We start from the raw sequence: 24,817 nt of genomic DNA on the forward strand, positions 1-24,817 counted from the left end.
GGCCTTTCGACAGGCGTATCAGGCCTGGCCGACCTCGAAGCGGGCGAAGCGGGTCACGGTGACACCGGCCTCGTCCAACAGGGCCTTGACGGTCTTCTTCGAGTCGGTGACCGACGACTGCTCCAGCAGCACGACGTCCTTGAAGAAGCCGTTGACACGACCCTCGGTGATCTTCGGCAGCGCGGCCTCGGGCTTGCCCTCCTCGCGAGCGGTCTGCTCGGCGATGCGGCGCTCGTTCTCCACGATGTCGGCCGGAACCTCGTCGCGGGTCACGTACTTGGCCTTGAGCGCGGCCACCTGCATGGCGGCGGCACGAGCGGCCTCGGCGGCGGCTTCGCCGTCACCCTTGTACTCGACCAGCACGCCGACGGCGGGCGGCAGGTCCGAGGCACGCTTGTGCAGGTAGGTGGCGACCGGCGCGTCCAGCGCGACGACGCGACGCAGCTCGAGCTTCTCACCGATCTTGGCGGCGAGAGCCTGCAGTGCGCCATCGACGGTCTGGCCGTCCAGGGCCAGCGCCTTCAGCGTGTCCAGATCGGCCGTCTTGGCGGCAGCCGCGGCGGTGACGATCTGGTCGGCCAGGGCCTGGAACTCGGCGTTCTTCGCGACGAAGTCGGTCTCCGAGTTGATCTCGATCATGACGCCGTCCTTGGCGGCGACCAAGCCCTCGGCCGTGGTGCGCTCGGCGCGCTTGCCCACGTCCTTGGCGCCCTTGATGCGCAGCACCTCGACGGCCTTGTCGAAATCACCTTCGGTCTCGGCCAGCGCATTCTTGCAGTCCATCATCCCGGAGCCGGTCAGCTCCCGGAGCCGCTTCACATCGGCAGCGGTGTAGTTCGCCATGGGTGGCGAGCCTCCTTCGAGAAAGTATGCGGCGGGCGCGATTTCCGCGCCCGAGCGCTCCTGAGTACTGGGCAGCGGTGATCACGATGGCACAGCCCCGTGATCACCGCTGGAACAGCGAGTTAACGAGTCTCAGGCCTCGGCCGAGGTCTCGGCCGGGGCAGCCTCGGCGGCGGGAGTGGCCTGCGCGAGCAGCTCCTGCTCCCACTCCGCGAGGGGCTCGCCCGCGCCGGCTTCCGGCTTTTCGTCGCCGGTGGAAACGCCGGCCCGTGCCTGCACGCCCTCGGCCACCGCGGAGGCGACGACCTTGGTCAGCAGCGCGGCGGAACGGATCGCGTCGTCGTTACCCGGGATCGGGTAGTCGACCAGGTCGGGGTCGCAGTTGGTGTCCAGGATCGCGATGACCGGGATGTTCAGCTTGCGCGCCTCGCCGACCGCGATGTGCTCCTTGTTGGTGTCGACGACCCAGATGGCCGAGGGCACCTTGGCCATATCCCGGATACCACCGAGGGTGCGCTCCAGCTTGTTCATCTCACGCGTGAGCATGAGGATTTCTTTCTTGGTGCGACCCTCGAAACCACCGGTCTGCTCCATCGCCTCGAGCTCCTTGAGGCGCTGCAGACGCTTGTGCACGGTGGAGAAGTTGGTGAGCATGCCACCCAGCCAGCGCTGGTTGACGTAGGGCATCCCGACGCGAGTCGCCTCGGCCGCGATCGACTCCTGGGCCTGCTTCTTGGTGCCGACGAAGAGCACGGTGCCGCCGTGGGCAACGGTCTCCTTGACGAACTCGTAGGCCTTGTCGATGTAGGTCAGCGTCTGCTGCAGGTCGATGATGTAGATGCCGTTGCGGTCGGTGAAGATGAACCGCTTCATCTTCGGGTTCCAGCGCCGGGTCTGGTGTCCGAAGTGCGCGCCGCTGTCGAGCAGCTGCTTCATGGTTACGACAGCCATAGCTCCCGTATCTCTCTTTCGTTGCCGGTTGACGCAGCGGATCGGCGACCCACTGCCCTGGCGCCTCCGAATCGTCGGACCCGATCACATGGATCAGGACCAGCCGACGACTCCCTGCTTCGTACCCGCGCCGCCGCGATCGATCTCGGATATTGAGATTCGGTTCGGACAGCGCCGTGACGAACAAGCACGGGTGGCGCGCGAAGTCGGTCCACGCCAGGCATAGACCGCTCGAATAGTCTACGGCGTATGGGCCCCGGTATCTAAATCGCCAGCGCTACGGGGCCATGGCCAGGCGAAACAGGAAATCTCCACAGTTGGGAAAGTTGTCCACATCGGGCGAATCGGGGGTACCGAGCGCGCCTCGGCGGGCCGAGAGTTCAAGCATGAATCGCATATCGCTGTCGATGACCATGAGCATCCCCCTGCTGTTCGCATTGTCCCTGGTGCTGGCATATCCGGCGAGCGCCGCGCCACCGGGGACACCCGAGTCGGACGCCGTGGCAGGGGCGTGCACGGGGTCGGTATGTCTGCCGAGTGGTTGGCGCAAGCTCGCACCGGGCGTGGTCCGGGTTGCGCCGCTGCCCCTCCGTCCAGCCCCTGTCGTTCCGATGACCGCGCCGGGCGCCGCCCCGCTGGTATGGGGCGCGCCGTGAGCGCACGGCTGCCGTCCGACGGGTCGGCTGTCGCGGTCGACTCCGACCCACCGTTGTCCGGGTCTGTTGCCACGGTTCGGTCCGGTGCACCCTGATCGCACCGGACCGGCGCGGAAAGGCCGCGCCGGTCCGCGTATTGCCCGGCGGTTCCATGGATCGATCCGGAACCGGTGGTGGGCGCCGATATTCCTCGGTGTGCTGATGACCCTGTCGTCGGAGGTGCCCGCGATGGCCGGTCCCTCCGGGGAGTTCGGTTGGCCGCTGCGGCCTCGTCCGACGATCGAACGGCGCTTCGACAAACCCGCGCGGGATTGGTTGCCGGGGCATCGCGGGGTGGATCTGGGCGGTGCGCCCGGCCAGGACGTGCTGGCGGCCGGGGCCGGGATCGTGGTGTTCGCCGGGGAGGTCGCGGGCAAACCGGTGGTGTCGATCGACCATCCCGGTGGCCTGCGCACCACGTACGAGCCTGTGCGGGCCGAGGTGTCAGTGGGGCTGCGCGTCGGGCGGGGTATGCGGATCGGGACTCTGGAGGCCGGGCACCAAGGGTGCGCGTCGGCGGCCTGCCTGCACTGGGGCCTGCGGCGGGAGGCCGGGGTACGCGGCCGCGGCGAGTATCTGGACCCGCTCGGACTGTTGCATGTGGTCCCGCTGCGGTTGAAACCGATCGGTGCGCCGTGACCGCCGGGCCAGCGGACCGTCAGGACAGCAGTTCCGCGCGATCGATGAGATAGGTGGCGCCGACGGCGACGAGGTGGATGCGACGGGTTTCGACACCGGCACCGCCGTCCCGGTAGCGCAGCGTCAGCCGGTAGGTAACCGTCAGATCGGCGGGATTCGGCGCGACGATCTCGACCGCGGTGGAACTTACTGTGCCCCAGAATGATTGGTAGCCACCGAAGCCGCCGATCTCGTTCTGGTACCGGGAGGTCAGACGGGCCCACGCGGCCGCGGTGTCGCCGGGCAGCTGCGCGTAGTGCGTGCGCACATAGTCGGCGATTCGGTCGGCCACCGGTACAGCCGTGAGTGTGCTGATCGAGACGGTCGTCGTGGCCGCTGCCGGGGCGCGCGATGTGGTGATCGGCGACGGCACGGCAGCGGGCGATGCTTCGGTGACGCCGGGACCAGCGCTCGTGGTGGACGATGCCGACTCCCGGCCCCAGCGCTGGCCGAACACCACGGCGCCGAGAACAAGCAGGCCGATCACCGCGACCGCCGCCCAGACCAGCGGGGTGCGGCGGCCGCGCGACGCATGCACCGAATTGAGCTGGGTGACAGCCGATCTCGACGTCGATGCGGCTCCTGTCAGTGCCGCGCGGGCATCGTCGAGGAGCGCACCGGCCGAGGGATAACGATCCGCCGGATCCTTCGCCATGCCGCGCGCGATCACCGCGTCGAAGGCGACGTCCACATTCGAGGTGGACGGCCGCGGCGGCGGCTCTGTCAGGTGCGCCGCGATCTGCCGCTCGACGCTGTCGCCGGGGAACGGCTGACTGCCGGTGAGGCATTCGTGCAGAACGCAGGCGAGTGAGTAGACATCGGATCGAGCATCGATGTCCCCGCGCGCGAGCCGTTCGGGCGCCATATAGGCGAAGGTGCCGATGGTCGCGCCGGTGGTGGTCAAGCTGGTGTCGCCGGCGCCGCGCGCAATCCCGAAGTCGATGAGGTACGCGAAACCGTCCCGGGTGATCAGTATGTTCGACGGCTTCACATCGCGGTGCACCAGCCCGGATCGGTGCGCCGCGTCCAGAGCCGCGGCGACCTGTTCGAGATAGGTGATCGCCCGATTCGGCGTCAGCGCCCCGCTGGTCGCCAGCACCGCGCCCAGGTCGGTGCCCTCGACCAGCCGCATGTCCAGGAAGAGCCGCCCATCGATCTCGCCGAAATCGTGGATCGGAATGACATGTGGCTCGCTCAGCCGGGCCGCCGCTTGCGCCTCCCGGCGGAACCGTTCGCGAAACATTCGATCGTGCGCCAACTCCGGCGGCAGCACCTTGAGCGCGACGGTTCGGTCCGTGACGGTGTCGTAGGCCCGATAGACCTGGCCCATTCCACCCGCGCCGAGCAACTCGACGAGCCGATACCGACCGAAGGGAGTCCCGTCCACCCCGTACGCCTATCACATGCGGCCGCGACCCGCAGTCGCCCCCCGTGAATTCCACACGGCCGACCGCGCGTGTCTCGATCGAGGCGAGCGACCGCGCCGCCGCTGTCCCGCGACCGCATCCGGGCGCGGCCCGTTCCGATGTATCGAACCCGACCGCACGGGTACTTCCCTCCCGGGCCGAACGCGGCAAGGATCGGGGCATGCGGAACGAACCGGACGACGCGGCCCTCACCTATACCGAGGTCGGCGCCACGAATGGCGAACTGCCGGAGGGATATCACCGGTTCCGGCTGCGGCGGCGAATCGGGCACGGGCGCGCATTATTCGACCGTGCCGGAGCGGAGATCCTCGCGTATCGAATGCAGAAGGGCACCGGGATCTTTCGGAACGCGAGCACGCCGACGGCCGAGGTGGGCACGCATCTGACCGTACGTCTCGGTCTCGGACCGCTGGCGATCACCGCGCCCTGCCGCGTGGTGTACGTCCTCGACGACACCGATCGGCGCGGATTCGCCTACGGCACCCTGTCCGGGCATCCGGAGATCGGCGAGGAACTGTTCGCGGTGGAGTACGACCCCGCCGACGACAGCGTGTACGGACTGGTCACCGCGTTCTCGCGCCCCGGATCCTGGTACACCCGGCTGGGCGGTCCGGTGGTCCGGCTCATCCAGCACTTCATCGCGGGCCGGTACATCGGCACGCTGCCCCGCTCGGCCTGACCCCTTCGCCCACGCCTAGACCAGATCCCCGGCCAGCGCCGACTCCAGTTGCGCCAGGCCCGCCCGGATCCGTGATTTCACGGTGGCCAGTCCGATCCCCAGTTGTTCGGCGACCTGCGGGTAGGTGAGCCCGTGGTAGTAGGCGAGGATCACCGATTCCCGCTGTAGCGGGGTCAGTGCCACCAGACCGCTGCGCACGCTGCGGTATTCGTGCCTGCGCAGCACCTCCTCGGCGACCACGTCGACCGAGGGACCGCAATCGCCCACCGCCCAGGCGTGATCGTGGTCGGCGGCTGCCCGTTCATGCCGGACCCGGTCCACCGACTGGCGGTGCGCCAGCATCGACAGCCAGGTCAGCACCGAGCCGCGACGTTCGTCGAAATTCGCGGCGCTGCGCCAGACCTGTAGGTAGACCTCGTGGCACGTCTCCTCCGCATAACCGTGATCACGGACGATCGAGAGCACCCGACGAAAGACCATGCCGTGGGTCCGGCGATAGAACTGCGCGTAGGCCTCGCGATCACCGGTGCCTATTCGGTGCACCAGCTCGGCATCGGTGACCGCCTCCGGGATCGGTCGGCAGACCCACCGGTTCCGGCGCGTACGAGAGGGAGAGACAAGCGAAACCATGATGCCCCCATGGCTGCGAAAGGTGGTGTGGTTGCCGACCATCGAGAACAGGGATGTTGCTGTCGGCGCTCGGATTCCGCTCCGGGGGCATGGGTTTCGAAATCCGCCATTCGCCAGACTACCGAGTGGGCCCGGCCCGGGAGCGGATTTGCCGGAATATCTAGATCACTCAAATTCGCAAACGGAGCTCGACGATCCCCGTCGCGACCGCGTGCACACTGATCCGATTGCGCCGCGCATGGGCCCGGATCAGCTTGTACGCGGAGTCGGGAGATATGTTGCGAGCGTTGGCGATCACACCTTTCGCCTGCTCGATGAGCACGCGCGAGTCCAGGGCGTGCTGCAATTGCGCGGCGAGCACCTGCTGTTCGCGCAGTCGCTCCATGGCGACAAGATGTCCGGCGGCCATGCCCGCCAGCAACGCGCCCACCGCCAGATCCGAACCCGTCCAGGCCCGCGGCGCGGTGGCGTACAGACCCAGCGCGCCGACGGTTTTCGCACCGGATCGCATCGGAATCTCGGCCACCGACGAAACACCGTGCCGCAGTGCGGCACTGGCGTACTCGGGCCACACCCGATGCTGACTGCGGAGATCGGTGACCACCACCGGTTCACCGCGCCGGATGGCGTCCATCCCCGGCCCGCTGGCGACATCCTGCTGGCGACGCGGGATCTCGGCCAGTTCCTCGGGGGTCGCGGTGATCACGCCGGTACGGCCGTCCGATATCAACAGCACGGTTCCGCCCGCGAGATCCAAAATATCTGTGGCACTGTCGATCACCTGGTACAGCACGGCCGCGGTTTCGGAGTCGGCTAATAGCTGGGCGAGCTTCGACACAGCTGTTACCAGCAGCTCGCTGTCAGACATCCGAACCACCCCTGTACCGGCGAACGATCGGCGTCCGCCACGGAGATCCTGCGCCGCACCTGCCCAACTCACCATGGTATGGACCCCGGGTCCGGATACGGAACAGTCTCGGACCATTGTGATTGTGCGAATCAGCGAATGTCGCCGCGCTCGAGACGAATCCGGCGGTCCACGATCCGTTGGGCGACCTCGGTGAGCGACAGCCCACGCCGCAGCGCCTCGACGCGCAGCCTGCGATAGGCGTCGGCCGGGTTCGGGTGGCCGCGCGAGATCATCATACCCGCCGCCTGATGGATGACGGCACTGGTCAGCGGCGGCGGCGATGCGGACGGATCGGCGGCGATCGAAAGCAGATGCGCGGCGAGGATATCCGCGATATGCCGCCCGGCCGAGACGGCCGCCGGCCCCCACGGCGCCGGTGCGCTGCGATACAGATCCAGCGCACCCAATCGGTCCAGACCCAGCCGCAGCGGCACCGCTACCATCGCACCGGGGGACGACGCTGCCGCGGAGACCACCCCGGATTCTCGCAGTGCCGCCGCGAATCCGGGCCACCTTTCGCAGTCGGTCGCGAGATCGGCGACCGCGACGGGGACGCCCGTGACGACCGCATCGAAGGCCGGGCCCTCCCCCACGGTCGTCTGGACGGCCTCGATCCGGGCGGTGACCGCATCGCTTGTCGACCAGGGTTGCGCGCCGAGATACGGTTCGTCGACCAGAATCGCGACCCGCTGCACCGGCAGCACCCGGACGCAGGCGCGGCACGCGGCGGAGATGTCGCCCCCATCGAGACGTAACGCCGAGCGAAAGCGCTCGGCCAAGAGTTCGAACTGTGCCACGTCCATCCTACGAACCGCCTGTGATGACCGGCAGCGTCAGGATAGCGAAATCCCCGCGTGGCGTCGCCTACCGCTGCGCCGCCAGCGCATCCGCCTCGGCGCGCAGCATATCGCCGCGATCGGTGCGGCCGAGTCCGTCGTACTCCGCTGCGGCCGTGCGGCGCGGGGCGTCCATCCGTTACGGCGTGACGATGGCGAAATCCGGATCGGGCTGGTCGAAGACCTGGACGAGGTCGGCGAGTTTGGCGGGGTCGCCTTCGATGGCGATATCGCCCGCCGCGACGGCTACCCCGAAGTCCTCCCCGATCACTAGCACCTTGATCAGGGTGCCGTGGGTCAGCGTGAAGGTGGCGTCGGGTTCGGGCAGCGCCACACCGTCGGGCCGGTCGTAATGCGTCAGCAGACCGTTGCGCAACTCCAGCCGGTGCACACGCTTCTCGTCGCTGATATGCCATTCGGTCACCACGCGTTTATCCCATGCCTTGGGGCCGTCCACCCGCAGCGCCATCGCGTCGAAGATCTGCTCGACGGTGAGGGAGGCCAGCATGGTCGGCGCATTCGTCGCGGTCGGGGTGCCGAAGGACCCGTAGCGCAGCTCGTAGGCACCACTGAGATAGAAATTGCGCCAGGTGCCGTTCTCGGCTCCGTAGCCGAGTTGCTCGAAGGTACTGGCCTGCAATTCTTTTGCGGCATCGTTGGTGGGATCGGCGAAGATGACGTAGTTCAGCACCTGTGCGACCCACCGGTAGTCGCCCGCGTCGTAGGAGGCCCTCGCCTTGCGCAACACCTCCTCTGCACCACCCATGAATTCCACATGACGCCGGGCGGATTCGACCGGCGGATGCTCCCACAGGTGCGCCGGGTTGCCATCGAACCAGCCCATATAGCGCTGATAGATCGCTTTGACATTGTGGCTGACCGAACCGTAGTAACCGCTTGTGTGCCAGGCATTTTCGATGGCGGGCGGAAGTTGCAGCTGCTCGGCGATCTCGGCGCCGACGTAGCCCTGGTTGAGTAGCCGCAGCGTCTGATCGTGCAGATAGCCGTACAGATCACGTTGCAGCGAAAGGAATTCCACGAGCCGCTCGGTGCCCCAGGTAGGCCAATGGTGCGAGGCGAAAACCACGTCGGAGTCGCGGGCGAAGAGATTGATCGATTCGGTCAGATACTTCGCCCAGATATGCGGATCTCGCACCAGGGCGCCACGCAGGGTCAGCAGGTTGTGCTGAGTGTGGGTCGCGTTTTCGGCCATACACAGTGCGCGGTGATCCGGGAAATAGAAATTCATCTCCGCGGGCGCTTCGGTGCCGGGAGTGATCTGGAAGACGATCCGGACGCCGTCGATCGTCTCCTGCTGCCCGGTAGCGGTGATATCGACCGTGGGCGGGATGAGGGTCACCGTGCCGGACGAGGTGGTCTGGCCCAGGCCCGCACCCACCTGACCGAGCGGACCGCGCGGCAGCACCGCACCATACATATATGCCGCGCGCCGTGCCATCGCGGTACCCGCGTAGACGTTCTCGGCCACCGTGTGTTCCAGGAATCCGGCGGGCGCCAGCACCGGGCACCGGCCCGCGGCAACCTCCTCCGCGGTGGTGACACCCAGTGCGCCGCCGAAATGGTCGATATGCGAATGGGTGTAGATGAGCCCGGTCACCGGGCGGTCGCCGCGGCGCTCCCGGTAGAGCGCGAGCCCAGCTGCCGCGGTCTCCATGCAGATCAGCGGATCGATGACGATCACACCCGAATCACCCTCGACGAGGGTCATATTCGACAAGTCGAACCCGCGGATCTGATAGATGCCCTCGGTGACCTCGTACAGTCCCTGCTTGACCACGAGGCCGGACTGGCGCCACAAGCCGGGATGCGCCGATGTCGGGCACGGCTGACCAAGGAAATCGTAGGAGTCGTTGTCCCACACCACAGTTCCATCCGAGGTGGTGATGACACCGGACGTCGGCGCGGCGAGGAACCCGCGGTCGGCGTCGGCGAGGTCCGCGGTATCCGCGAAGGGCAGGGTGGCCGCCGCGCGCTGCTGTCCTGCGGCGATGAAGTCACTCGGCTCGGTCGCTGTGCTCATTCCATCCTCCTAGGTATCCGCCGAAAGTGCTTGGCCCACACTGCATCATGACTATGGATCGGTGAAGACTATTGCGACCGAGACACAGGCGACGGCGGCCACCGCCACCGTCGTCGCGGCGACCGCGGCCTGCCCGGCCCCGTGGCGGCGTTGGTGCAGACTCCGATTGCGCGCGAAACACAGCGCGGCCAACGTCGCCATCGTGGCGGCCGCGCCGATCGGAGCGATCTCCGCCTCGTGCCAGCCGCCGGAGGCGACGTGGTTCAGGAACAGAACGGCGACCACCATCGCGCTGATCGCCGTGCGCCGCCAGGACAGAGCCGTGCGTTCGGCGGCCAGGCCGACGTCACCGTCGGAGCTCGCGCGTCCGCCTTCCCGCCGACCGGTACCGTCCTCGCTCATCGCATCAGCACCGCCACGCAGGCCACCACCGACACGATCGCGATGCCCCCGGACAGGATCGGCACCAGCAGGGTGCCGGGTAGCGGCTCACCGAGTTGCATGGCCTTCCGAATGCGACGCCAGTGTAGGTAGGCGCCGACCGCGACGATCACCGCGAGTGCCAGGCAGCTCATTGCGATGGCGCGCCGGAAACCCTCCCGGTGGAACGGCTGGACCAGAGTGTGCACGGCGACGCCACCCGCCAGCAGGCCGAGCGCGGTCCGCATCCAGGCCAGGAAGGTGCGTTCGTTCGCGAGGGTGAATCGGTAGTCGAGTTCCTCCTCGCCCTCCTCCGACTCCGCCTCCGGACTGGGCAGTGTCATACCCACTCGGTTCCGACCGCATGACGCGGCCTCGCGCTTCGTACCCGGAACACCTCATTGTTGTCTGAAAAGTAACCAGAAAGGAGCTGGATCGCGGGTGATGCGGCGATCGGCAGGTGGTGCTTCGCGGGGCACTTCTCCCCCATATGTGCCATCATTCGATGTTGTCCACCCAGCTCAGAGGAGAGATTTGCGGAAAGCGGCCGATCCTCGGGGTTCACGGACACCACTCCACCTCCGGTCGGCTTCTGTGTCGTAGGCAAACAAACCGCTACGTCAGATTAACCGCCCGGAGTGGGACCGTCCACGATCTACGCGCGTCGACCGGCGCCCCGACACGGCCCTACACCGGCACGGCATCCTCGAAGATCATCGTAAGTCGATCGACCGTGGAGGTCATCGGCGCCCGGGTGGGCAGCCCGAGGGTGGCCAATTCGGCCGCCCAGGGGTGCTCGCCGAGCGTCAACTCCGCGCCGCCTATGCGGGCACGCATGCCGGATGGCTCCATATCCCACTTGGTGCACCGGGTGACGCCGTCGATATGCGAATAAGCGTCGAAAGAGGTACCCGCGGTTCGCCGAGCGGGGGTGGGCATTCCCGGTTTCACCGAGAGATCGACGACGAGCCGACCGTTCCGGCGCAGCACTCCCCGCCGCACGCGGCCCGTGTAGTCCACCTCGAAATCGGCGAGTTCCTTGGGGAATCCCCAGATTCCACGACCGGCGGCGAGAGTGAAGTCGCCGTCGACCGGCAGCCGATGAATGAACACACCCGCATTGCCCGCGGCGAGGGCACGGAGATCGGCGGCGCCGCCGACAGCTTCGGCCGTGTGGTGGCGGACCATAAAAGACACACCGAACTCGTTATACGGTCCGAGGTCTCCGTCGAGGTATTCGACGAAGACCAGGGTGCACAATGCGCTGTCACGGGGCACCCGGATGACCTGGAGGCCCGAGTAGTCGATGAGGCGTTGTGCGGCGGCGGCAGGCACCCGGTAGGACGCCATGAACGCGCGCGCCTGCCGGATCCGCACCGGCATATGGATTTCCTGACCGAGAACGGTATGCGTGCTCATCCGGACAAATCCTCCCGAAACTAGAACTCGTTTCAGAGTACGAGCTTGTTGTGCCCGTCACACCCCTTTCGGCTCACCCTCGAGCACGCGGATGGGCCTGGTCGTGCACCTTCTTCAGGCGCTCGATGGAGACGTGGGTGTAGAGCTGGGTGGTCGCCATGCTGGCGTGGCCGAGCAACTCCTGCACCACTCGCAGATCGGCGCCACCCTCCAACAGGTGGGTGGCCGCGCTGTGCCGCAGGCCGTGCGGACCCATATCCGGTGCACCGGGGATGGCCGAGACCACCTCGTGTACAACCGTTCTGGCCTGACGTTGATCGAGGCGGCCGCCGCGCCGGCCGAGTAGCAGGGCTCGACCCGACGCGGCGACCACGAAGGCGGGCCTGCCGAAACGCAGCCAGTCCCCGAGCGCCGCGTCGGCCGGTCCGCCGAACGGGACCGAACGTTCCTTATTGCCCTTGCCGAGCACCCGCACCAGCCGCCGCTCGCGATCGATATCGTCGATATCGAGTCCACACAGCTCGCTGACCCGGATTCCGGTCGAGTACAGCAGCTCGACGATCAATCGGTCCCGCAGCGCCATCGGATCATGCTGCGCCGCACCGGACTCCGCCGCCTCCATGGCGCCGACCGCCTGCTGGCGACCCAATACCGCGGGCAGTACCCGGTGCGCTTTGGGCGAGCCGAGCCGCAACCCCGGATCGGCGGTGAGCCTGCCGGTCTTGGTCAGCCAGGCGGTGAAGGTCCGCGCCGCCGAGGCCCGCCGCGCCATCGTGGTGCGCGCCGCACCACGCGCCGACTGCGCCGCCAGCCACGACCGCAACAACGTCAGATCCAGCTCCCGGATCGCCGAATCCGCCGACCGGGCGTACAGGTGGGCCAACAGCGACCGCGCGTCCCCCAGATAGGCCCGCACGGTATGTGCGGACCGATTCCGCCCGAGGCGCAGATTCCGCCCGTACTCCTCCAGCAGCGCATCCATGTCCTCCGGCAACTCCTCCACCCCACCACCGTCGCCCGTGGTCCCAAGGTTGGCAAGTTGCCGCGCCGGTCACCACCCGCCCCCGCAGCGTTCGCCCAGTTGTGAACTGCCATGCCTCCGGGGCGATTGCAGCGGCTCAGCCAGGGCGACGTATTCGGTACCAGCCCGTATCTCCCGTGCCGATCAGGCCCGCCAACTCGAGTTCGGTGAGGCAGGCGCGCACCACCGAGAGCGGCAGTGTGGTCTGCTCGGCCAGCGCGACGGGCAGGCGGGAACCGATCGCCGGGAGCGCGGCATATATGGCGGCCGAGTCACCGATCAAGGTGTCGGTGGGATCGGCGGTCCGGCCCGCGGCGCCGGGCAACGACAGCCGTAGCGGGCCCGCTTCATCGATGACCTCCTCGGCACGGGTGACCAGCACAGCCTCCCCGTCGCGAATCATGCGGTGACAGCCGACCGAGGCAGCCGAGGTGACCGGTCCGGGCACCGCCAGCGCCGGACGCCCCAGTCGCCGCGCCCACTTCACGGTATTGCGTGCGCCACTGCGTAACCCGGCCTCCACGACCAGTACGCCATCGGCGAGTGCCGCGATCAGCCGGTTCCGCGCCAGGAACTGATGCTTGCGCGCAACCGTCCCCGGCGGATACTCGCTGACGACCAGTCCCGCGTCGGCGATCTCGTCGAGGAGCCGCTCGTGCTGAGCCGGATAGGGGCGGTCGACCCCGCAGGCCAGCACCGCGATGGTCGCGCCGCCGACGGCCAGCGCCGCACGGTGCGCCATCACGTCGATCCCGAAGGCCGCACCGGAGACAATGGTCCACCCCTGTGTCGCGAGATCACCGGCGATCTCCCCCGCGACCTGGTCGCCGTACCCGGTGCTGCAACGTGCACCCACCACCGCCACCGCCCGCTCACTCCACGCGAGCAGAGATCCGGGGCCGCGCACCCACAGCACCAGCGGAACCGCCCCGTCCCGATCGCGACCGGCCTCCAGTTGCGCCAATCCCAGCATCCGCCAGGCGGGCCACTCCGGATCATCCGGCGTCACCACCCGCCCACCCATTCGCCGTATCGAATCCATATCTCTTGCCGCACAATCACTCTCGCGCCGCAGAGCCGTAGGCCCGCGCAACGATTCCGGCAATTCACACTCCCGCACCGCCCGCGCCGCCTCCACCACCCCCACCGACTCGATCAAGGCCGACAGCGCCGCGCACGGCCCCTCCACCACCCGCGACAAGTACACCCACGCCAGCCGCCGCTCATCGTCCTGCGCAGCCGCTTCCACCATTCGCATGCCGTTCGCCACCGCGGCTCCGTCGGACCAACCACCCGCCGCCACGGCCCCCGAGCCGATGCCGACGACGGCATCGAGCGCTTCCACCTCCGCCACCACAGCGCTCGATCCCACCTCAGCGGCAGCGCTCGACTCTTCCGAGTCCCCAACCCCTCGCACGCAACCCGACGCACCGCCGTCCTCCGACGCATCCCCGTCCCCCGTGAAACCCCCAGGCCCCATACCGTTCTCGTCCACCGTCGCAGCTCCGTCGAGCTGACCCCCCGCCGTGCTCGACCCATACCCGGCAACGGCGTTCGGCGCTCCCGCGATGGACGACCCGCGGCCGCACCTGGTCGCACCGCGGTCCGCCGCGGAGCCCTCCGGACCGAATCCGGCGACCACGGGCGGCGTAGCCGGGGTCCGGTGTGGCGGGCCGCCGGTATGCGCCGCGCTCACTGCGCACCTCGCTGGCGGAAGTTCAAGGCCAGCAGTACATCCTGGGCGGTGGGTAGGTCGGTGCCGCGCAGGTCGCTGATGGTCCACGCGACGCGGATGGCGCGGTCGGCGCCGCGGGCCGACATGCGGCCGAGGCGGAGGGCGGCTTCGACGGGGGCGACGGCCTCGCGGGGCAGTCGGAAGCGCTGGCGCAGAATATGGCCTGGCACTTCGGCATTGGTACGCCAGCCGTATTCGTGCCAGCGGTGGGCGGCGGCCTGGCGAGCCGCGGCCACCCGCTCCCGCACCACCGCACTGCTCTCGGCGGTTTCGGCTCTGAAGGCCGCACCCGCCTGGCCGTGCATCTGGACCCAGATGTCGATGCGGTCCATCAGCGGGCCGGAGAGTTTGCCCAGATAGCGGCGGCGAGCGAGCGGGGCGCATATGCAGTCGACATCGCGGGCGGGTGCGCACGGGCAGGGGTTGGCGGCCAGCACCAGTTGGAAGCGCGCTGGATAGCGTGCCACGCCGTCGCGGCGCGCGATGCGGACCTCACCCTCCTCCAATGGCGTTCGCATGGCCTCCAAGACCTTGGTGCCGATCTCCGCGCACTCGTCGAGGAACAGCACCCCGCGGTGGGCGCGGCTCACCGCACCGGGACGCGCCGACCCCGAGCCGCCACCGACCATCGCGGTGACAGAGGTGGAATGGTGCGGCGCGACGAACGGCGGCACGGTGATCAGCGGATGGTCGCCGGATAGCGCACCCGCCATCGAATGGATCGCCGTCACCTCCAGCGACTCCGACTCGCTGAGCGGCGGCAACAAACCCGGAAGGCGTTGCGCCAACATGGTTTTGCCGATGCCGGGCGGACCCGTCAACAGCAGATGGTGTCCGCCCGCCGCGGCGACCTCCAGCGCCCATCGCGCCTCGTCCTGCCCCGCCACCTCGCTCAGGTCGCCGCCGCGGCGCTCCGTATCGGGCGGCACCCCATCCGGCTCCAGGAGCGCGCCTTCGCCGCGCAGCCATGCGACCACGGCGCGCAGACTGATCGCGCCGAATACCTCGATCCCCTCCACCAGACCCGCCTCGGCCAGTGCCGATTCGGGCACGATGACGGTTGCCCACCCCGCATTGCGCGCCGCGATCACCGCGGGCAGGATGCCGCGTACCCGGCGCACCCGCCCGTCCAGTGCCAGCTCGCCGAGCAATACGGTCTTCGCCAGCCGCTCCGAGGGCACCGTGCCCGCCGCATCCAGTACGGCTATCGCCAGCGCCAGATCGTAGACACTGCCGACCTTCGGAAGGGTGGCCGGGGACAGTGCGAGCACCACCCGGCCGTCCGGCCACTTCTCTCCGGTATTGGCCACCGCCGAGCGGACTCGATTGCGTGATTCCTGCAGTGCGGTATCGGGCAGTCCGACCAGGTTCACCGAGGGCAGGCCCTGGCCGATATCGGCCTCTATCTCGACCAATTGCCCGTCCACCCCGGTGACCGCTACCGAATGGGCCCGACCGAGCGCCATCAGAACACCCCCTCCAGGTGTTCGACGACCGGACGGTAGCCGCGACGCAGCAGAACCGCGACGACATCGAAACGGATATGCCGCCATGGCCGGTCCTGTGTGGTCAGCCAGACCAGCGCCAGCCTGCGGATGCGCTGCTGTTTGGCGAAGGTGACGGATTCGGCGGGGACCCCGTAGCCGAGACCGGTGCGGGTTTTCACCTCGACGAAGGCGGTGACCTCGGGGGTGCGGGCGATCAGATCCAGTTCGCCGTACCTGCACCGCCAGTTGCGGTCGACGATTTCCATCCCGGCGGCCTCCAGGAACCGTGCCGCCAGCTCTTCCCCTTGTGCGCCGAGCGCCTGTTTATCTGCCACCCGCACAGCGTGGCTGTCGCCGGCCCGGGGAGCGCGGGGCCGACCAGGGCGAATACCAGCCCTGTGGATATCTGTCCGGCTGTGGACAATTCCCGGTCGCGACCGCCCTACCGGGCGCTCAGCTGTCGGTGTCCCGTGCCCGCGTGGGCTACTCCGGCAGCCGCAGGTCCGGCTTCTCCAGCTCTTCGATGTTGACGTCCTTGAAGGTGATCACTCGGACGTGCTTGACGAAGCGGGCGGGGCGGTACATATCCCACACCCATGCGTCGCTCATGCGCACTTCGAAGTACACCTCGCCGTCGGCGTTCTGCGGCCGCAGCTCGACGGAATTGGCCAGATAGAAACGGCGCTCGGTCTCCACCACGTACGAGAACTGACCGACGATGTCCTTGTACTCGCGATACAGCGAGAGCTCCATCTCGGTTTCGTACTTCTCGAGGTCCTCGGCACTCATCGGGTGGGACGTCCTCCTTCTCGCGGCATTGCTTCGTATCGTCGGCGTTCGCTCGGCCCTGTGTGGTCACGTGTGGTGGTCACAGTGCGCTACCGCTTCCGGGCCGGACGCTCACACCGCCGGGTCGTATGCGGACATCATCTCGCATGTGCGGCATCGGTAGCCACTCGGCCGTCCGCCGCGCCCTCCGCCAGCGCCGCATCGGCGTATTCGATCGCCGCGTCGATCGGCCGCAACCCCACCGTGTCACGAACATTCTTCCACGATCGGCGGTGTTCGGGGCTCGGCCCCAACTGCCGCAGCGCGGTCGTGTGTTCGGGCGTGTTGTAGCCCTTGTGCGCCGCGAAACCGTAGCCGGGGAATCGTTCGTCCAGCTCGACCATCATCCTGTCCCTGGTGACCTTCGCCAGGATGCTGGCGGCCGCGATGCAGGCAGCCGTGCCGTCACCACCGATCACCGGCAACGAGGGCACCGGAATGCCGGGCACTCGGAATCCGTCGGTGAGCACGTACCCCGGGGTGTGTCGGAGCCCGGCGACGGCGCGCCGCATGCCCTCGATATTCGCGACGTGGATACCGATCGAATCGATCTCCCACGCGGGTATGACGACCACCTTGTAGGCCAGCGCCAGCCGGGTGATCACCGGGAAGAGCTCCTCGCGGGTCGCCTCGGTGAGCTTCTTGGAGTCGTCGAGCCCGGCCAGCTTGTCGTAGGCCTTGGGCGCCAATAGGCAGGCGGCCACCACCAGCGGTCCCGCACAGGGACCGCGTCCGGCTTCATCGACCCCGGCGACCGGCCCGAGGCCGCTGCGGATCAATGCCGCCTCCAGCGTCCGCAACCCGCCGGCCCGGCGCATCACGACACGTGGCGGCCAACCAGTGCTCGGCATCTCAGCCACTCGCCCTTGCCCCACCGTCCAATTATGCCGCTGCCGCGCCGATCAATTCGTCTGGGGATTTTCGGACTTGATCGGCCCGATCCGGCTCGGCGGCCAGATCTTGAATACCGCCTTGCCGCGCACGTTGTCCACCGGCACGGTGCCCTGCAGCTCGTCGCCGACGTGGGCGCGGGAGTCGGCGGACTGGTCGCGGTTGTCGCCCATCACCCACAGATGGCCTTCGGGCACCTTGACCGGGCCGAAGACACGACCTGCCGGGTAGGTGGCGTTCTGCTGACCGGGGATCCACCGGTAGTCGTTCTTGACGTACGGCTCGTCCAGCGGCTTGCCGTCGACCAGGACCCGACCCTCGGCATCACAGCATTGAACGGTCTGGCCGCCGACCGCGATCACGCGCTTGACCAGGTCGTTCTCATCCGGCGGCACCAGGCCGAAGAAGGAGAAGAAATTCTGCACACCGCGCACCACGGTTTTATCCGAGCGGATCGACTGGTAGCGGGTGTTCCACGACGGCGGGCCGACGAAGACCACGACGTCACCGGGTCCGGGATCGCTCCAGTAGGAGGTGAGCTTCTGCACATAGATGCGGTCGCCGGTGCAGCCCGCGCAGCCGTGCAGGGTGGGTTCCATCGACTGGGAGGGAATCACATACGGACGCCCGACGAAACTGACCATCAGCGCGGCGATTACGGCCGCGATGACGATGAGGATCGGCAACTCTTGCCAGAATGGCCGTTGCTTCTTGGCCTTCTTCCCACGCCGCTTGGCGCGGCCGCGCCCCGCTCCCTCGTCCGATCCGGACATCGCCACCGACCCACTTTCGTCTGCCACGCGGAACAGAGTAGCCCGGCACCATGACTATTCGTCCGGTGCCGGGCTACGAAGATCATTCGCGGCGTGAGCGACGGGCTCGGAGGCGGTAGCGGAGCGTAGCCACGAGGGCACCGCGAACGCCGTCGATCAGGCGCTACGCCGGATCAAGGATCCGTACGCTCAGCGCTTTTCCTTGATCTTGGCGGCCTTACCGCGCAGGTCGCGCAGGTAGTACAGCTTGGCCCGGCGGACATCACCGCGGGTCACCACATCGATGTGGTCGATGTTGGGGCTGTGCACCGGGAAGGTGCGCTCCACGCCGACACCGAACGACACCTTGCGGACGGTGAAGGTTTCGCGGATGCCACCGCCCTGGCGCCGGATGACGACGCCCTTGAAGACCTGGATGCGCTCCTTCGAGCCTTCGATGACCTTCACGTGCACGTTGAGGGTGTCACCCGGCCGGAAGTCGGGGACGTCGCTGCGCAGCGACTTTTCGTCGACGAAGTCAAGGGTGTTCATGTCCATCCTTCTGATGTTCGCGCGAACAGAGGACCCTGGCGGCACCTGTGTGCTCAACCGGTTCATGCTCCGAATAAAGGGTGCTCCCGGGGCCGACATGCACCCAGGGCAACCTGTGCATTGTGCCAGACCGGGCGTGCGCCGGAAAAATCGGCCTGGTTCGGCAGGCCTTCAGCACCCGCGGTCGGTGGCCGCGGAATGTAGCGCGGCGAGGGTCGCGGACCACGCGGGAATGTCACACCGGCCGGGCCTTCGTCGTCGTCTCTGTGGACGACGCGAAGGAGAAGACGTGGACACGCAGAACCTGCTGCAGTTCGAGGGCTATCGCGTGCACCTGACGGCGGTGGCCTATCGAATGCTGGGCTCGCTGACCGAGGCAGACGACGTGCTCCAGGAGGCGTGGCTGCGGCTGGCCCGCACCGATCCAGCGGGTATCGACAATCTCGGCGGCTGGCTGACCACCGCGGTCAGCCGGATCTGCCTGGACCTCTTGCGCAGCCGCGCCATCCGCCGCGAGGACGCCCTCGACACCCGGCTGCCCGACCCGATCATTCGCCGCGACGATCCGACCGATCCGGAACAGCAAGCGGTGCTCACCGATTCGGTCGGAATGGCGCTGCTCGTGGTGCTGGACTCATTGAACCCCACCGAGCGGATCGCGTTCGTCCTGCACGACATGTTCGCGGTGCCGTTCGAGACCATCGCGCCGATCATCGGCAAGACCTCGACCGCGACGCGCACGCTCACCAGCCGCGCCCGCCGCCGGGTACAGGGCAGTACGCCCCGCGCGGACTCGGATCGCCCACGACAGCGCCGGGTGGTCGACGCATTCCTGGCCGCCGCCCGCGGTGGTGACTTCGATGCGCTGCTGGCCATCCTCGACCCGGAAGTGGTGCTGCGCGGCGACGCGGGCAACGGCCTGCTGCTGTTGCGCGGCGACGCCGCGGTCGCGGGCAACCTCGCGGTGTTCCGCCGCTCCGCCAATGCCAGTGTGTCGCACCCGATTCTGCTGAACGGCGCCCCGGGCCTGCTCAACACCGTCGACGGTCAGCCGATCTCGGTGATCGCCTTCACCATCGTCGACGGCCTCATTGTCGCGATCGACCTGATCTCCGACCGCGCACGCCTGACCCGGATCGTCCCGGCGACGCACGGGGATTCGATCACTCGCTGACGAGCGCAGATTCGGAGGCCGTGTCGAGGCCTCCGGGATGACCCCGTCACCGTGTCCGACCCGCGTCGAGCTCGCGCTAACCGAGGACCGGGAAGTTCGATCGGAACACGTTGTGCGGGTCCCGAACTCGCTTGAGTTCACGTAGGCGGGCCAGAGTCGGCTCGTCGAACGCCTCGGCCGCCCGTTCCCCCGGGGCGAGGAAAGTTAGTGGCTTGGTAGCACCGATGTGGCCGCGCAATTCGCCCAGGATCTCGCGCTGCCGGGCCAGTACCGCGTCGGTGAGGTGCGGAAGTCCGAGGCCGAGCAGATTGAGCACGAAGGGCTCGGCGATCGGGCCACGCGCGCCCGGGACCGCCACCGGTTCGGCGAAGGCACCGCCCAGATGGCGGATCTGGATGACCGTGAGCGGGGCGACCGGGCCGTCGATCAGGAGATCGGTGACCGTGCTGTCGAGGTCGGTGAGCAGGGCACCGCGACACAACGCAGGGCTGGGGTCGGTGGGCTCGGCACAGATATCACCGACGCTGTCGATCGGCAATACGCCGCGCGTGTCGAGCACCGCGCCGCCGAGGGTGTCCAGGGCGGCGAGCAAGGACTTACCCTCGGCCGGATCACCGAGATAGGCGGCGTCGATGCCCACCATGGGCGGCGCGTCCGGGAACTGGACCCGCTGGAACCAGAGGGAGAGCGCATCGGGCGCGGCCGCGGTGAGAGCGGCGAAGGCATCGAACACATCGCGGGTCCGGTCGCCCGGCCACAGCACCCGGCCACCGTACAGACCGGGGGCCGCCAACAGGTCGAGTTCCAGCGCGGTCACCACCGCGAAGTCGCCGCCGCCGCCACGCAGTGCCCAGAACATTTCCGGGTCGGTGCCGGGGTCGACGCGCGTGGCATTGCCGTGCGCATCGACGATCTCGAAGGCGCGCACCGTATCCGAGGCCAAGCCGTGCCTGCGACCGAACCAGCCGAGCCCACCGCCGAGGACATATCCCGTCACGCCGACTACCGCGCTGCTGCCCGGCAGACCGGTGAGTCCGTGTGCACTCGCCGCGGTCTGCACCTGTGCCCAGTTCGCGCCCGCACCGACCCGCGCCACCCAACTTTCGGCATCGATGTCGACGTCGTCGAGGCGGCCGGTGCGCAGCAGGATCACTCCGTCGACGTCACCGGAGGCACCGTGCCCGGTTGGCTGGGTCGCAACGGTGAGTCCGGCCTGCCTCGCGTAGGCGACCAGCGCCGCCACATCGATCGCATCCAGGGCCTCGACCACCGCGGCCACCGGCTGCGCGACCGTCACATTCCACGGCAAGGCGGCGGCCTCGAATCCCGCGTCCCCGGCCAGCAGCACCCGGCCCCGCACAACCCCGCGCACATCTTCATAACGCACCCTGGATGTCCCTTCTCCACACTGCGCGCCCCCGCGACGCGCTCTCTTGTAGATGGGCCGCGCGCCGAAAGTGTGAACACTCGCCCGAAATCCGTGATACACACCACATCTCGCGTCCGGCGTATCCGCGTTGTCGATGGTCAGTGGTCGGACTTGAACTCCGGCTCCCACGGCAGATGCAGCGGATGCGGCGCGGGCGGAGCAGGCACGACCGTCCGCGTCAATTCGGCCTCGGCGGCGGACCGCACATGCTCGACATCGGGTTTGCCCGCGATCAGGTCCTGAATGAAGATCTTTGCGCGGATAACCGGCCTGCGATACCGGCGTTCCCGGACGATGGCGCGATACATCAACCGTCGCCGGCCGCCGTAGCGCCAGCGGGCCCACGGCGCGCCCGGCCTGCTGAGCCGGAACGCGCCGACCATCAGCAACGGCGGGAAGAACATGCCGAACAGGCCGGTCCAGATCTTGCCCTTGGCGATGACGATCGCGGCCAGCATCAGATTCAGCACGGCGAACGAGCTCACCACGATGCGCGCCTCGGTCCCCATCGAGGCGCGGAAATCATTGATCTCCAACAGCGATAGCGGGTGGAATCCGAGCAACAGCAGCCCGGTCACCGCGAGCGCCACGAAGACCGCGTCCACCGAGGTGCGGCCCTGCTCCTCCCAGTAGACGTCGCGCAGGTAGTAGATCAGCGCGAACTCGTCGAGGACCAGGGCCGCGCCGACCCCGAAGGTGGTGGCGAGCAGCCCGGCGGTCAGATTGTCGGCGTTATCGAAGACAGCGACCATGCCGAGCCCGGAGCCGAGCACCAGGATCACGCCGAAGACCATGTGGTGGATGTGCGTACTGCCCGCGCGCAGGTTCCCGGGCCACCAGCGCACCTGTTTGCGGATCAGCCGCACGCTGATCCGGATGAACAGGAATCCGATGATGAACCCGAAGAGGAAGCACAGCAGCGGCAGGCGGCCGTTCGCGATCACATCGTCCTCTAGCCACCTGCGCATGGCCGCCTACATACCTCCGCCTGTCGTCCGCCTACTGACCGAATCCGGCCCGTCGCAGTGCATCCGCCATCGAACCGCTCGGCGCGGGCGCATTGCGCCGCTGGTTGCCCTGGTTCCGGCCCTGCCCCTGGTTCCGGCCCTGGCCTTGGCCCTGCTGCCTACCCTGACCATTCTGCCGCTGCCGGTTGTCGCCACCCTGTCCGCGGGCGCCGGGCGCGCGGTTGCCGCCGCGCTCGGGCTTGGCGGCTCCGCCGGGTTCGTCGTCGAGGCGCAGCGACAGACCGATGCGCTGCCGCGCGACATCCACCTCCAGCACCTTCACCTTGACCACGTCACCGGATTTGACGACCTCGCGCGGGTCCTTGACGAAGTTGTGCGACATGGCCGAGACGTGCACCAGACCGTCCTGGTGCACACCCACGTCGACGAAGGCGCCGAACGCCGCCACATTGGTGACGACACCCTCCAGCACCATGCCCGGCTTCAGGTCGGCGACCTTCTCCACGCCCGCCGCGAATTCGGCGGTCTTGAATTCGGGGCGCGGGTCGCGGCCGGGCTTCTCCAGTTCGGAGATGATGTCGGTGATAGTGGGGACACCGAACTTCTCGTCGGTGAATTCGGCGGGCCGCAGGGCGCGCAACGCGCCCGTATTGCCGATCAACTCGGTGACGCCGTTGCCGGTCTTCTCCAGGATGCGACGCACCACCGGATAGGCCTCGGGGTGAACGGCGGAGGTGTCGAGGGGGTCGTCGCCGCCGCGGATGCGCAGGAAGCCCGCACACTGTTCGAAGGCCTTCGGACCCAGCCGAGGCACGTCGAGCAGCGCCGTGCGGCTGCGGAACGGCCCGTGCTGGTCGCGGTGCGCGACAATGCTTTCCGCCACCGATCCGGCGATGCCGGACACCCGCGACAGCAGCGGCACCGACGCGGTGTTGACGTCGACGCCGACCGCGTTCACCGCGTCCTCGACCACCGCGCCCAGCGAGCGGGCCAGCAGTGTCTCGGATACATCGTGCTGGTACTGGCCGACACCGATGGACTTCGGGTCGATCTTCACCAGTTCGGCGAGCGGATCCTGCAGGCGGCGCGCGATGGAGACCGCGCCACGCAACGACACGTCCATATCGGGCAGTTCCTGCGAGGCGTAGGCGGAGGCGGAGTACACCGAGGCGCCCGCCTCCGAGACCACGATCTTGGTGGGCTTGTTCTCCGGGATGCGCGAGATGAGTTCGGCGGCAAGGGCATCGGTCTCGCGTGAGGCGGTGCCGTTGCCGATGGCGATGAGCTCGACATTGAAGCGTGCGACCAGCGCACCGAGCACCGCGAGGGATTTCTCGGTCTGTCCCTGCGGCTTGTGCGGGTAGATGACCTCGGTGGCGACCACCTTGCCGGTTGCGTCGACCACCGCGACCTTCACACCGGTCCGGTAGCCCGGGTCGAGGCCCATCGTGGTCCTGGTGCCCGCGGGCGCGGCGAGCAGCAGGTCACGCAGATTGGCGGCGAAGACGTCGACCGCGTCCTTCTCGGCGGCCTGACGCAACCGCATCCGGGTGTCGATGCCGAGGCTCACTTGGAGTTTGGTGCGCCAGGCCCAGCGCACGGTGTCCAACAGCCAGGTGTCGGCGGCGCGGCCCTTATCCGCGATGTCGAACCGGACGGCGATGCGGCCCTCGTAGATCGAGCGCTCACCGGGTTCGAGTTCCTCGGTGTCGGGCTCGAGCTGCAACGAGAGGACGTCTTCCTTCTCCCCGCGCAACAGTGCCAGGATCCGGTGCGAGGGCAGCTTGTCGAAGGGTTCGCGGAACTCGAAGTAGTCGGCGAACTTCGCGCCCGCCTCCTCCTTGCCCGCGCGCACCGTCGAGGTGACCTGGCCGCGGTTCCACATGAGCTCACGCAGTTCGCCGACCAGGTCGGCGTCCTCGGCGAAACGCTCCACCAGGATGGCGCGCGCGCCGTCCAGCTGTTCGGCGGTGTACTGGGCGGGGTCGGTGGACGGGTCGGTGATCAGGGCGTCGGCTACCGGCTCGTGCCCCGCCTCGCGGGCAATCTGCGCCTTGGTGCGCCGCTTCGGCTTGAACGGCAGGTAGATGTCCTCGAGCCGAGCCTTGGTCTCGGCGGTCATCAGCTGCCCGAGCAGTGTGTCGTCGAGCTTGCCCTGCCCTTTGATGGATTCGATGATCGCGCCGCGGCGCTCGTCGAGTTCACGTAGGTAGTGCAGACGTTCGTCGAGTTGGCGGAGCTGGGCATCGTCGAGACCGTCGGTGACCTCTTTGCGGTATCGAGCGATGAAGGGCACGGTCGAACCGGCATCGAGCAGCTCCACCGCGGCGCGGACCTGGCTCTCTCGCACGCCGAGCTCATCGGCGATGCGCCGGCCGACGCTGGCCAGAGCTGTGGTCGCGGCGCCGGCCGGTGCGGCGGCGGTCGTGTCGGTGTTCGTCACTGAACTGG

At 68.0% G+C, this 24,817-nt stretch carries 25 protein-coding genes; 4 read left to right on the forward strand and 21 right to left on the reverse strand.

Annotated features, from left to right (window positions below; all coding sequences use genetic code 11):
- Positions 1-18: 18 nt before the first annotated feature.
- Both tsf and rpsB read right to left on the reverse strand, forming a co-directional pair.
- The gene (tsf, locus tag AB0H61_RS05145; protein WP_357299371.1) at positions 19-843 is read right to left on the reverse strand and encodes a translation elongation factor Ts; all 825 of its coding nucleotides are present in this window, start codon (positions 841-843) and stop codon (positions 19-21) included.
- Positions 844-975: 132 nt separating this feature from the next.
- Positions 976-1,794, reverse strand: a complete 819-nt coding sequence (gene rpsB / locus AB0H61_RS05150) for a 30S ribosomal protein S2 (RefSeq protein WP_357299374.1) — start codon at positions 1,792-1,794, stop codon at positions 976-978.
- A gap of 386 nt (positions 1,795-2,180) precedes the next feature.
- Between rpsB and AB0H61_RS05155 the strand changes: the two genes are divergently transcribed.
- Both AB0H61_RS05155 and AB0H61_RS05160 read left to right on the forward strand, forming a co-directional pair.
- Positions 2,181-2,450, forward strand: a complete 270-nt coding sequence (locus AB0H61_RS05155) for a hypothetical protein (RefSeq protein ID WP_357299377.1) — start codon at positions 2,181-2,183, stop codon at positions 2,448-2,450.
- 201 nt (positions 2,451-2,651) lie between these two features.
- Positions 2,652-3,128 (forward strand): M23 family metallopeptidase, encoded by a 477-nt coding sequence (locus AB0H61_RS05160; RefSeq protein ID WP_357299379.1) that lies wholly within the window; start codon positions 2,652-2,654, stop codon positions 3,126-3,128.
- 19 nt (positions 3,129-3,147) lie between these two features.
- On the opposite strand, the gene AB0H61_RS05165 is transcribed toward AB0H61_RS05160, so the two are convergent.
- Positions 3,148-4,554, reverse strand: coding sequence for a serine/threonine-protein kinase (locus AB0H61_RS05165; RefSeq protein WP_357299381.1), 1,407 nt, complete (start codon positions 4,552-4,554; stop codon positions 3,148-3,150).
- 200 nt (positions 4,555-4,754) lie between these two features.
- Between AB0H61_RS05165 and AB0H61_RS05170 the strand changes: the two genes are divergently transcribed.
- Entirely contained in the window at positions 4,755-5,273 is a 519-nt protein-coding gene (locus AB0H61_RS05170) for a DUF1990 domain-containing protein (RefSeq protein ID WP_357299383.1), read from the forward strand.
- A 15-nt stretch (positions 5,274-5,288) separates the two neighbouring features.
- Here the strand turns inward: AB0H61_RS05170 and AB0H61_RS05175 are convergent, their stop codons facing one another.
- The 15 genes from AB0H61_RS05175 to rplS form a co-directional block, all read right to left on the reverse strand.
- Positions 5,289-5,903, reverse strand: coding sequence for a sigma-70 family RNA polymerase sigma factor (locus AB0H61_RS05175; RefSeq protein ID WP_357299386.1), 615 nt, complete (start codon positions 5,901-5,903; stop codon positions 5,289-5,291).
- Positions 5,904-6,072: 169 nt separating this feature from the next.
- Positions 6,073-6,771, reverse strand: coding sequence for a GAF and ANTAR domain-containing protein (locus tag AB0H61_RS05180; RefSeq protein ID WP_357299388.1), 699 nt, complete (start codon positions 6,769-6,771; stop codon positions 6,073-6,075).
- A gap of 131 nt (positions 6,772-6,902) precedes the next feature.
- A complete protein-coding gene (locus AB0H61_RS05185; protein WP_357299391.1) occupies positions 6,903-7,610 on the reverse strand; it encodes a GAF and ANTAR domain-containing protein in 708 nt (235 codons plus the stop codon).
- Between the two features lie 178 nt (positions 7,611-7,788).
- Positions 7,789-9,690: an alkyl sulfatase dimerization domain-containing protein gene (locus AB0H61_RS05190; protein ID WP_357299393.1), complete on the reverse strand. Its 1,902-nt coding sequence runs from the start codon at positions 9,688-9,690 to the stop codon at positions 7,789-7,791.
- A 51-nt stretch (positions 9,691-9,741) separates the two neighbouring features.
- Positions 9,742-10,092: a DUF202 domain-containing protein gene (locus AB0H61_RS05195; RefSeq protein ID WP_357299394.1), complete on the reverse strand. Its 351-nt coding sequence runs from the start codon at positions 10,090-10,092 to the stop codon at positions 9,742-9,744.
- The gene (locus AB0H61_RS05200) at positions 10,089-10,454 is read right to left on the reverse strand and encodes a DUF202 domain-containing protein (RefSeq protein ID WP_357299395.1); all 366 of its coding nucleotides are present in this window, start codon (positions 10,452-10,454) and stop codon (positions 10,089-10,091) included. The genes AB0H61_RS05195 and AB0H61_RS05200 overlap by 4 nt, the downstream gene beginning before the upstream one ends.
- Before the next feature lie 343 nt (positions 10,455-10,797).
- Positions 10,798-11,529 (reverse strand): acetoacetate decarboxylase family protein, encoded by a 732-nt coding sequence (locus AB0H61_RS05205; protein ID WP_357299398.1) that lies wholly within the window; start codon positions 11,527-11,529, stop codon positions 10,798-10,800.
- A gap of 73 nt (positions 11,530-11,602) precedes the next feature.
- Positions 11,603-12,532 carry a tyrosine recombinase XerC gene (locus AB0H61_RS05210; RefSeq protein ID WP_357299401.1) on the reverse strand — a complete coding sequence of 310 codons (930 nt, stop codon included), beginning with the start codon at positions 12,530-12,532 and terminating at the stop codon, positions 11,603-11,605.
- A 115-nt stretch (positions 12,533-12,647) separates the two neighbouring features.
- A complete protein-coding gene (dprA, locus tag AB0H61_RS05215; protein WP_357299905.1) occupies positions 12,648-13,802 on the reverse strand; it encodes a DNA-processing protein DprA in 1,155 nt (384 codons plus the stop codon).
- Between the two features lie 440 nt (positions 13,803-14,242).
- Positions 14,243-15,751, reverse strand: coding sequence for a YifB family Mg chelatase-like AAA ATPase (locus AB0H61_RS05220; protein ID WP_357299404.1), 1,509 nt, complete (start codon positions 15,749-15,751; stop codon positions 14,243-14,245).
- Positions 15,751-16,107, reverse strand: a complete 357-nt coding sequence (locus AB0H61_RS05225) for a YraN family protein (RefSeq protein WP_357299407.1) — start codon at positions 16,105-16,107, stop codon at positions 15,751-15,753. The genes AB0H61_RS05220 and AB0H61_RS05225 overlap by 1 nt, the downstream gene beginning before the upstream one ends.
- 148 nt (positions 16,108-16,255) lie before the next feature.
- Positions 16,256-16,561, reverse strand: a complete 306-nt coding sequence (locus AB0H61_RS05230; RefSeq protein WP_011210678.1) for a DUF2469 domain-containing protein — start codon at positions 16,559-16,561, stop codon at positions 16,256-16,258.
- A gap of 137 nt (positions 16,562-16,698) precedes the next feature.
- On the reverse strand, positions 16,699-17,451 hold the full coding sequence (locus tag AB0H61_RS05235) for a ribonuclease HII (RefSeq protein ID WP_357299409.1): 753 nt from the start codon (positions 17,449-17,451) through the stop codon (positions 16,699-16,701).
- Between the two features lie 51 nt (positions 17,452-17,502).
- The gene (gene lepB / locus AB0H61_RS05240; RefSeq protein ID WP_357299908.1) at positions 17,503-18,264 is read right to left on the reverse strand and encodes a signal peptidase I; all 762 of its coding nucleotides are present in this window, start codon (positions 18,262-18,264) and stop codon (positions 17,503-17,505) included.
- Positions 18,265-18,453: 189 nt separating this feature from the next.
- Positions 18,454-18,795: a 50S ribosomal protein L19 gene (gene rplS, locus AB0H61_RS05245; RefSeq protein WP_011210681.1), complete on the reverse strand. Its 342-nt coding sequence runs from the start codon at positions 18,793-18,795 to the stop codon at positions 18,454-18,456.
- A 289-nt stretch (positions 18,796-19,084) separates the two neighbouring features.
- On the opposite strand from rplS, the gene AB0H61_RS05250 reads away from it, so the two are divergent.
- Positions 19,085-19,969 (forward strand): sigma-70 family RNA polymerase sigma factor, encoded by an 885-nt coding sequence (locus tag AB0H61_RS05250; protein ID WP_357299412.1) that lies wholly within the window; start codon positions 19,085-19,087, stop codon positions 19,967-19,969.
- Between the two features lie 76 nt (positions 19,970-20,045).
- Here AB0H61_RS05250 and AB0H61_RS05255 read toward each other — a convergent pair whose 3' ends face one another.
- From AB0H61_RS05255 to AB0H61_RS05265, 3 genes are all read right to left on the reverse strand, one after another.
- The gene (locus AB0H61_RS05255) at positions 20,046-21,356 is read right to left on the reverse strand and encodes an FAD-binding oxidoreductase (protein WP_357299414.1); all 1,311 of its coding nucleotides are present in this window, start codon (positions 21,354-21,356) and stop codon (positions 20,046-20,048) included.
- Between the two features lie 140 nt (positions 21,357-21,496).
- Positions 21,497-22,366, reverse strand: a complete 870-nt coding sequence (locus tag AB0H61_RS05260) for a hypothetical protein (protein WP_357299417.1) — start codon at positions 22,364-22,366, stop codon at positions 21,497-21,499.
- A gap of 31 nt (positions 22,367-22,397) precedes the next feature.
- Complete coding sequence (locus tag AB0H61_RS05265; RefSeq protein WP_357299910.1) at positions 22,398-24,755, reverse strand: Tex family protein; 2,358 nt, start codon at positions 24,753-24,755, stop codon at positions 22,398-22,400.
- Positions 24,756-24,817 lie beyond the last annotated feature (62 nt).

The sequence above is a fragment of the Nocardia sp. NPDC050710 genome (genome assembly GCF_040654375.1).
Taxonomy (GTDB): domain Bacteria; phylum Actinomycetota; class Actinomycetes; order Mycobacteriales; family Mycobacteriaceae; genus Nocardia.

Excerpts from the sequence above, each read along its gene's own strand:
- tsf (WP_357299371.1), bottom strand. The coding sequence starts at position 843 with ATGGCGAACTACACCGCTGCCGATGTGAAGCGGCTCCGGGAGCTGACC.
- rpsB (WP_357299374.1), bottom strand. The coding sequence starts at position 1,794 with ATGGCTGTCGTAACCATGAAGCAGCTGCTCGACAGCGGCGCGCACTTC.
- AB0H61_RS05155 (WP_357299377.1), top strand. The coding sequence starts at position 2,181 with ATGAATCGCATATCGCTGTCGATGACCATGAGCATCCCCCTGCTGTTC.
- AB0H61_RS05160 (WP_357299379.1), top strand. The coding sequence starts at position 2,652 with ATGACCCTGTCGTCGGAGGTGCCCGCGATGGCCGGTCCCTCCGGGGAG.
- AB0H61_RS05170 (WP_357299383.1), top strand. The coding sequence starts at position 4,755 with ATGCGGAACGAACCGGACGACGCGGCCCTCACCTATACCGAGGTCGGC.
- AB0H61_RS05175 (WP_357299386.1), bottom strand. The coding sequence starts at position 5,903 with ATGGTTTCGCTTGTCTCTCCCTCTCGTACGCGCCGGAACCGGTGGGTC.
- AB0H61_RS05180 (WP_357299388.1), bottom strand. The coding sequence starts at position 6,771 with ATGTCTGACAGCGAGCTGCTGGTAACAGCTGTGTCGAAGCTCGCCCAG.
- AB0H61_RS05190 (WP_357299393.1), bottom strand. The coding sequence starts at position 9,690 with ATGAGCACAGCGACCGAGCCGAGTGACTTCATCGCCGCAGGACAGCAG.
- AB0H61_RS05195 (WP_357299394.1), bottom strand. The coding sequence starts at position 10,092 with ATGAGCGAGGACGGTACCGGTCGGCGGGAAGGCGGACGCGCGAGCTCC.
- AB0H61_RS05200 (WP_357299395.1), bottom strand. The coding sequence starts at position 10,454 with ATGACACTGCCCAGTCCGGAGGCGGAGTCGGAGGAGGGCGAGGAGGAA.
- AB0H61_RS05205 (WP_357299398.1), bottom strand. The coding sequence starts at position 11,529 with ATGAGCACGCATACCGTTCTCGGTCAGGAAATCCATATGCCGGTGCGG.
- dprA (WP_357299905.1), bottom strand. The coding sequence starts at position 13,802 with ATGGTGGAAGCGGCTGCGCAGGACGATGAGCGGCGGCTGGCGTGGGTG.
- AB0H61_RS05220 (WP_357299404.1), bottom strand. The coding sequence starts at position 15,751 with ATGGCGCTCGGTCGGGCCCATTCGGTAGCGGTCACCGGGGTGGACGGG.
- AB0H61_RS05230 (WP_011210678.1), bottom strand. The coding sequence starts at position 16,561 with ATGAGTGCCGAGGACCTCGAGAAGTACGAAACCGAGATGGAGCTCTCG.
- AB0H61_RS05235 (WP_357299409.1), bottom strand. The coding sequence starts at position 17,451 with ATGCCGAGCACTGGTTGGCCGCCACGTGTCGTGATGCGCCGGGCCGGC.
- lepB (WP_357299908.1), bottom strand. The coding sequence starts at position 18,264 with ATGTCCGGATCGGACGAGGGAGCGGGGCGCGGCCGCGCCAAGCGGCGT.
- rplS (WP_011210681.1), bottom strand. The coding sequence starts at position 18,795 with ATGAACACCCTTGACTTCGTCGACGAAAAGTCGCTGCGCAGCGACGTC.
- AB0H61_RS05260 (WP_357299417.1), bottom strand. The coding sequence starts at position 22,366 with ATGCGCAGGTGGCTAGAGGACGATGTGATCGCGAACGGCCGCCTGCCG.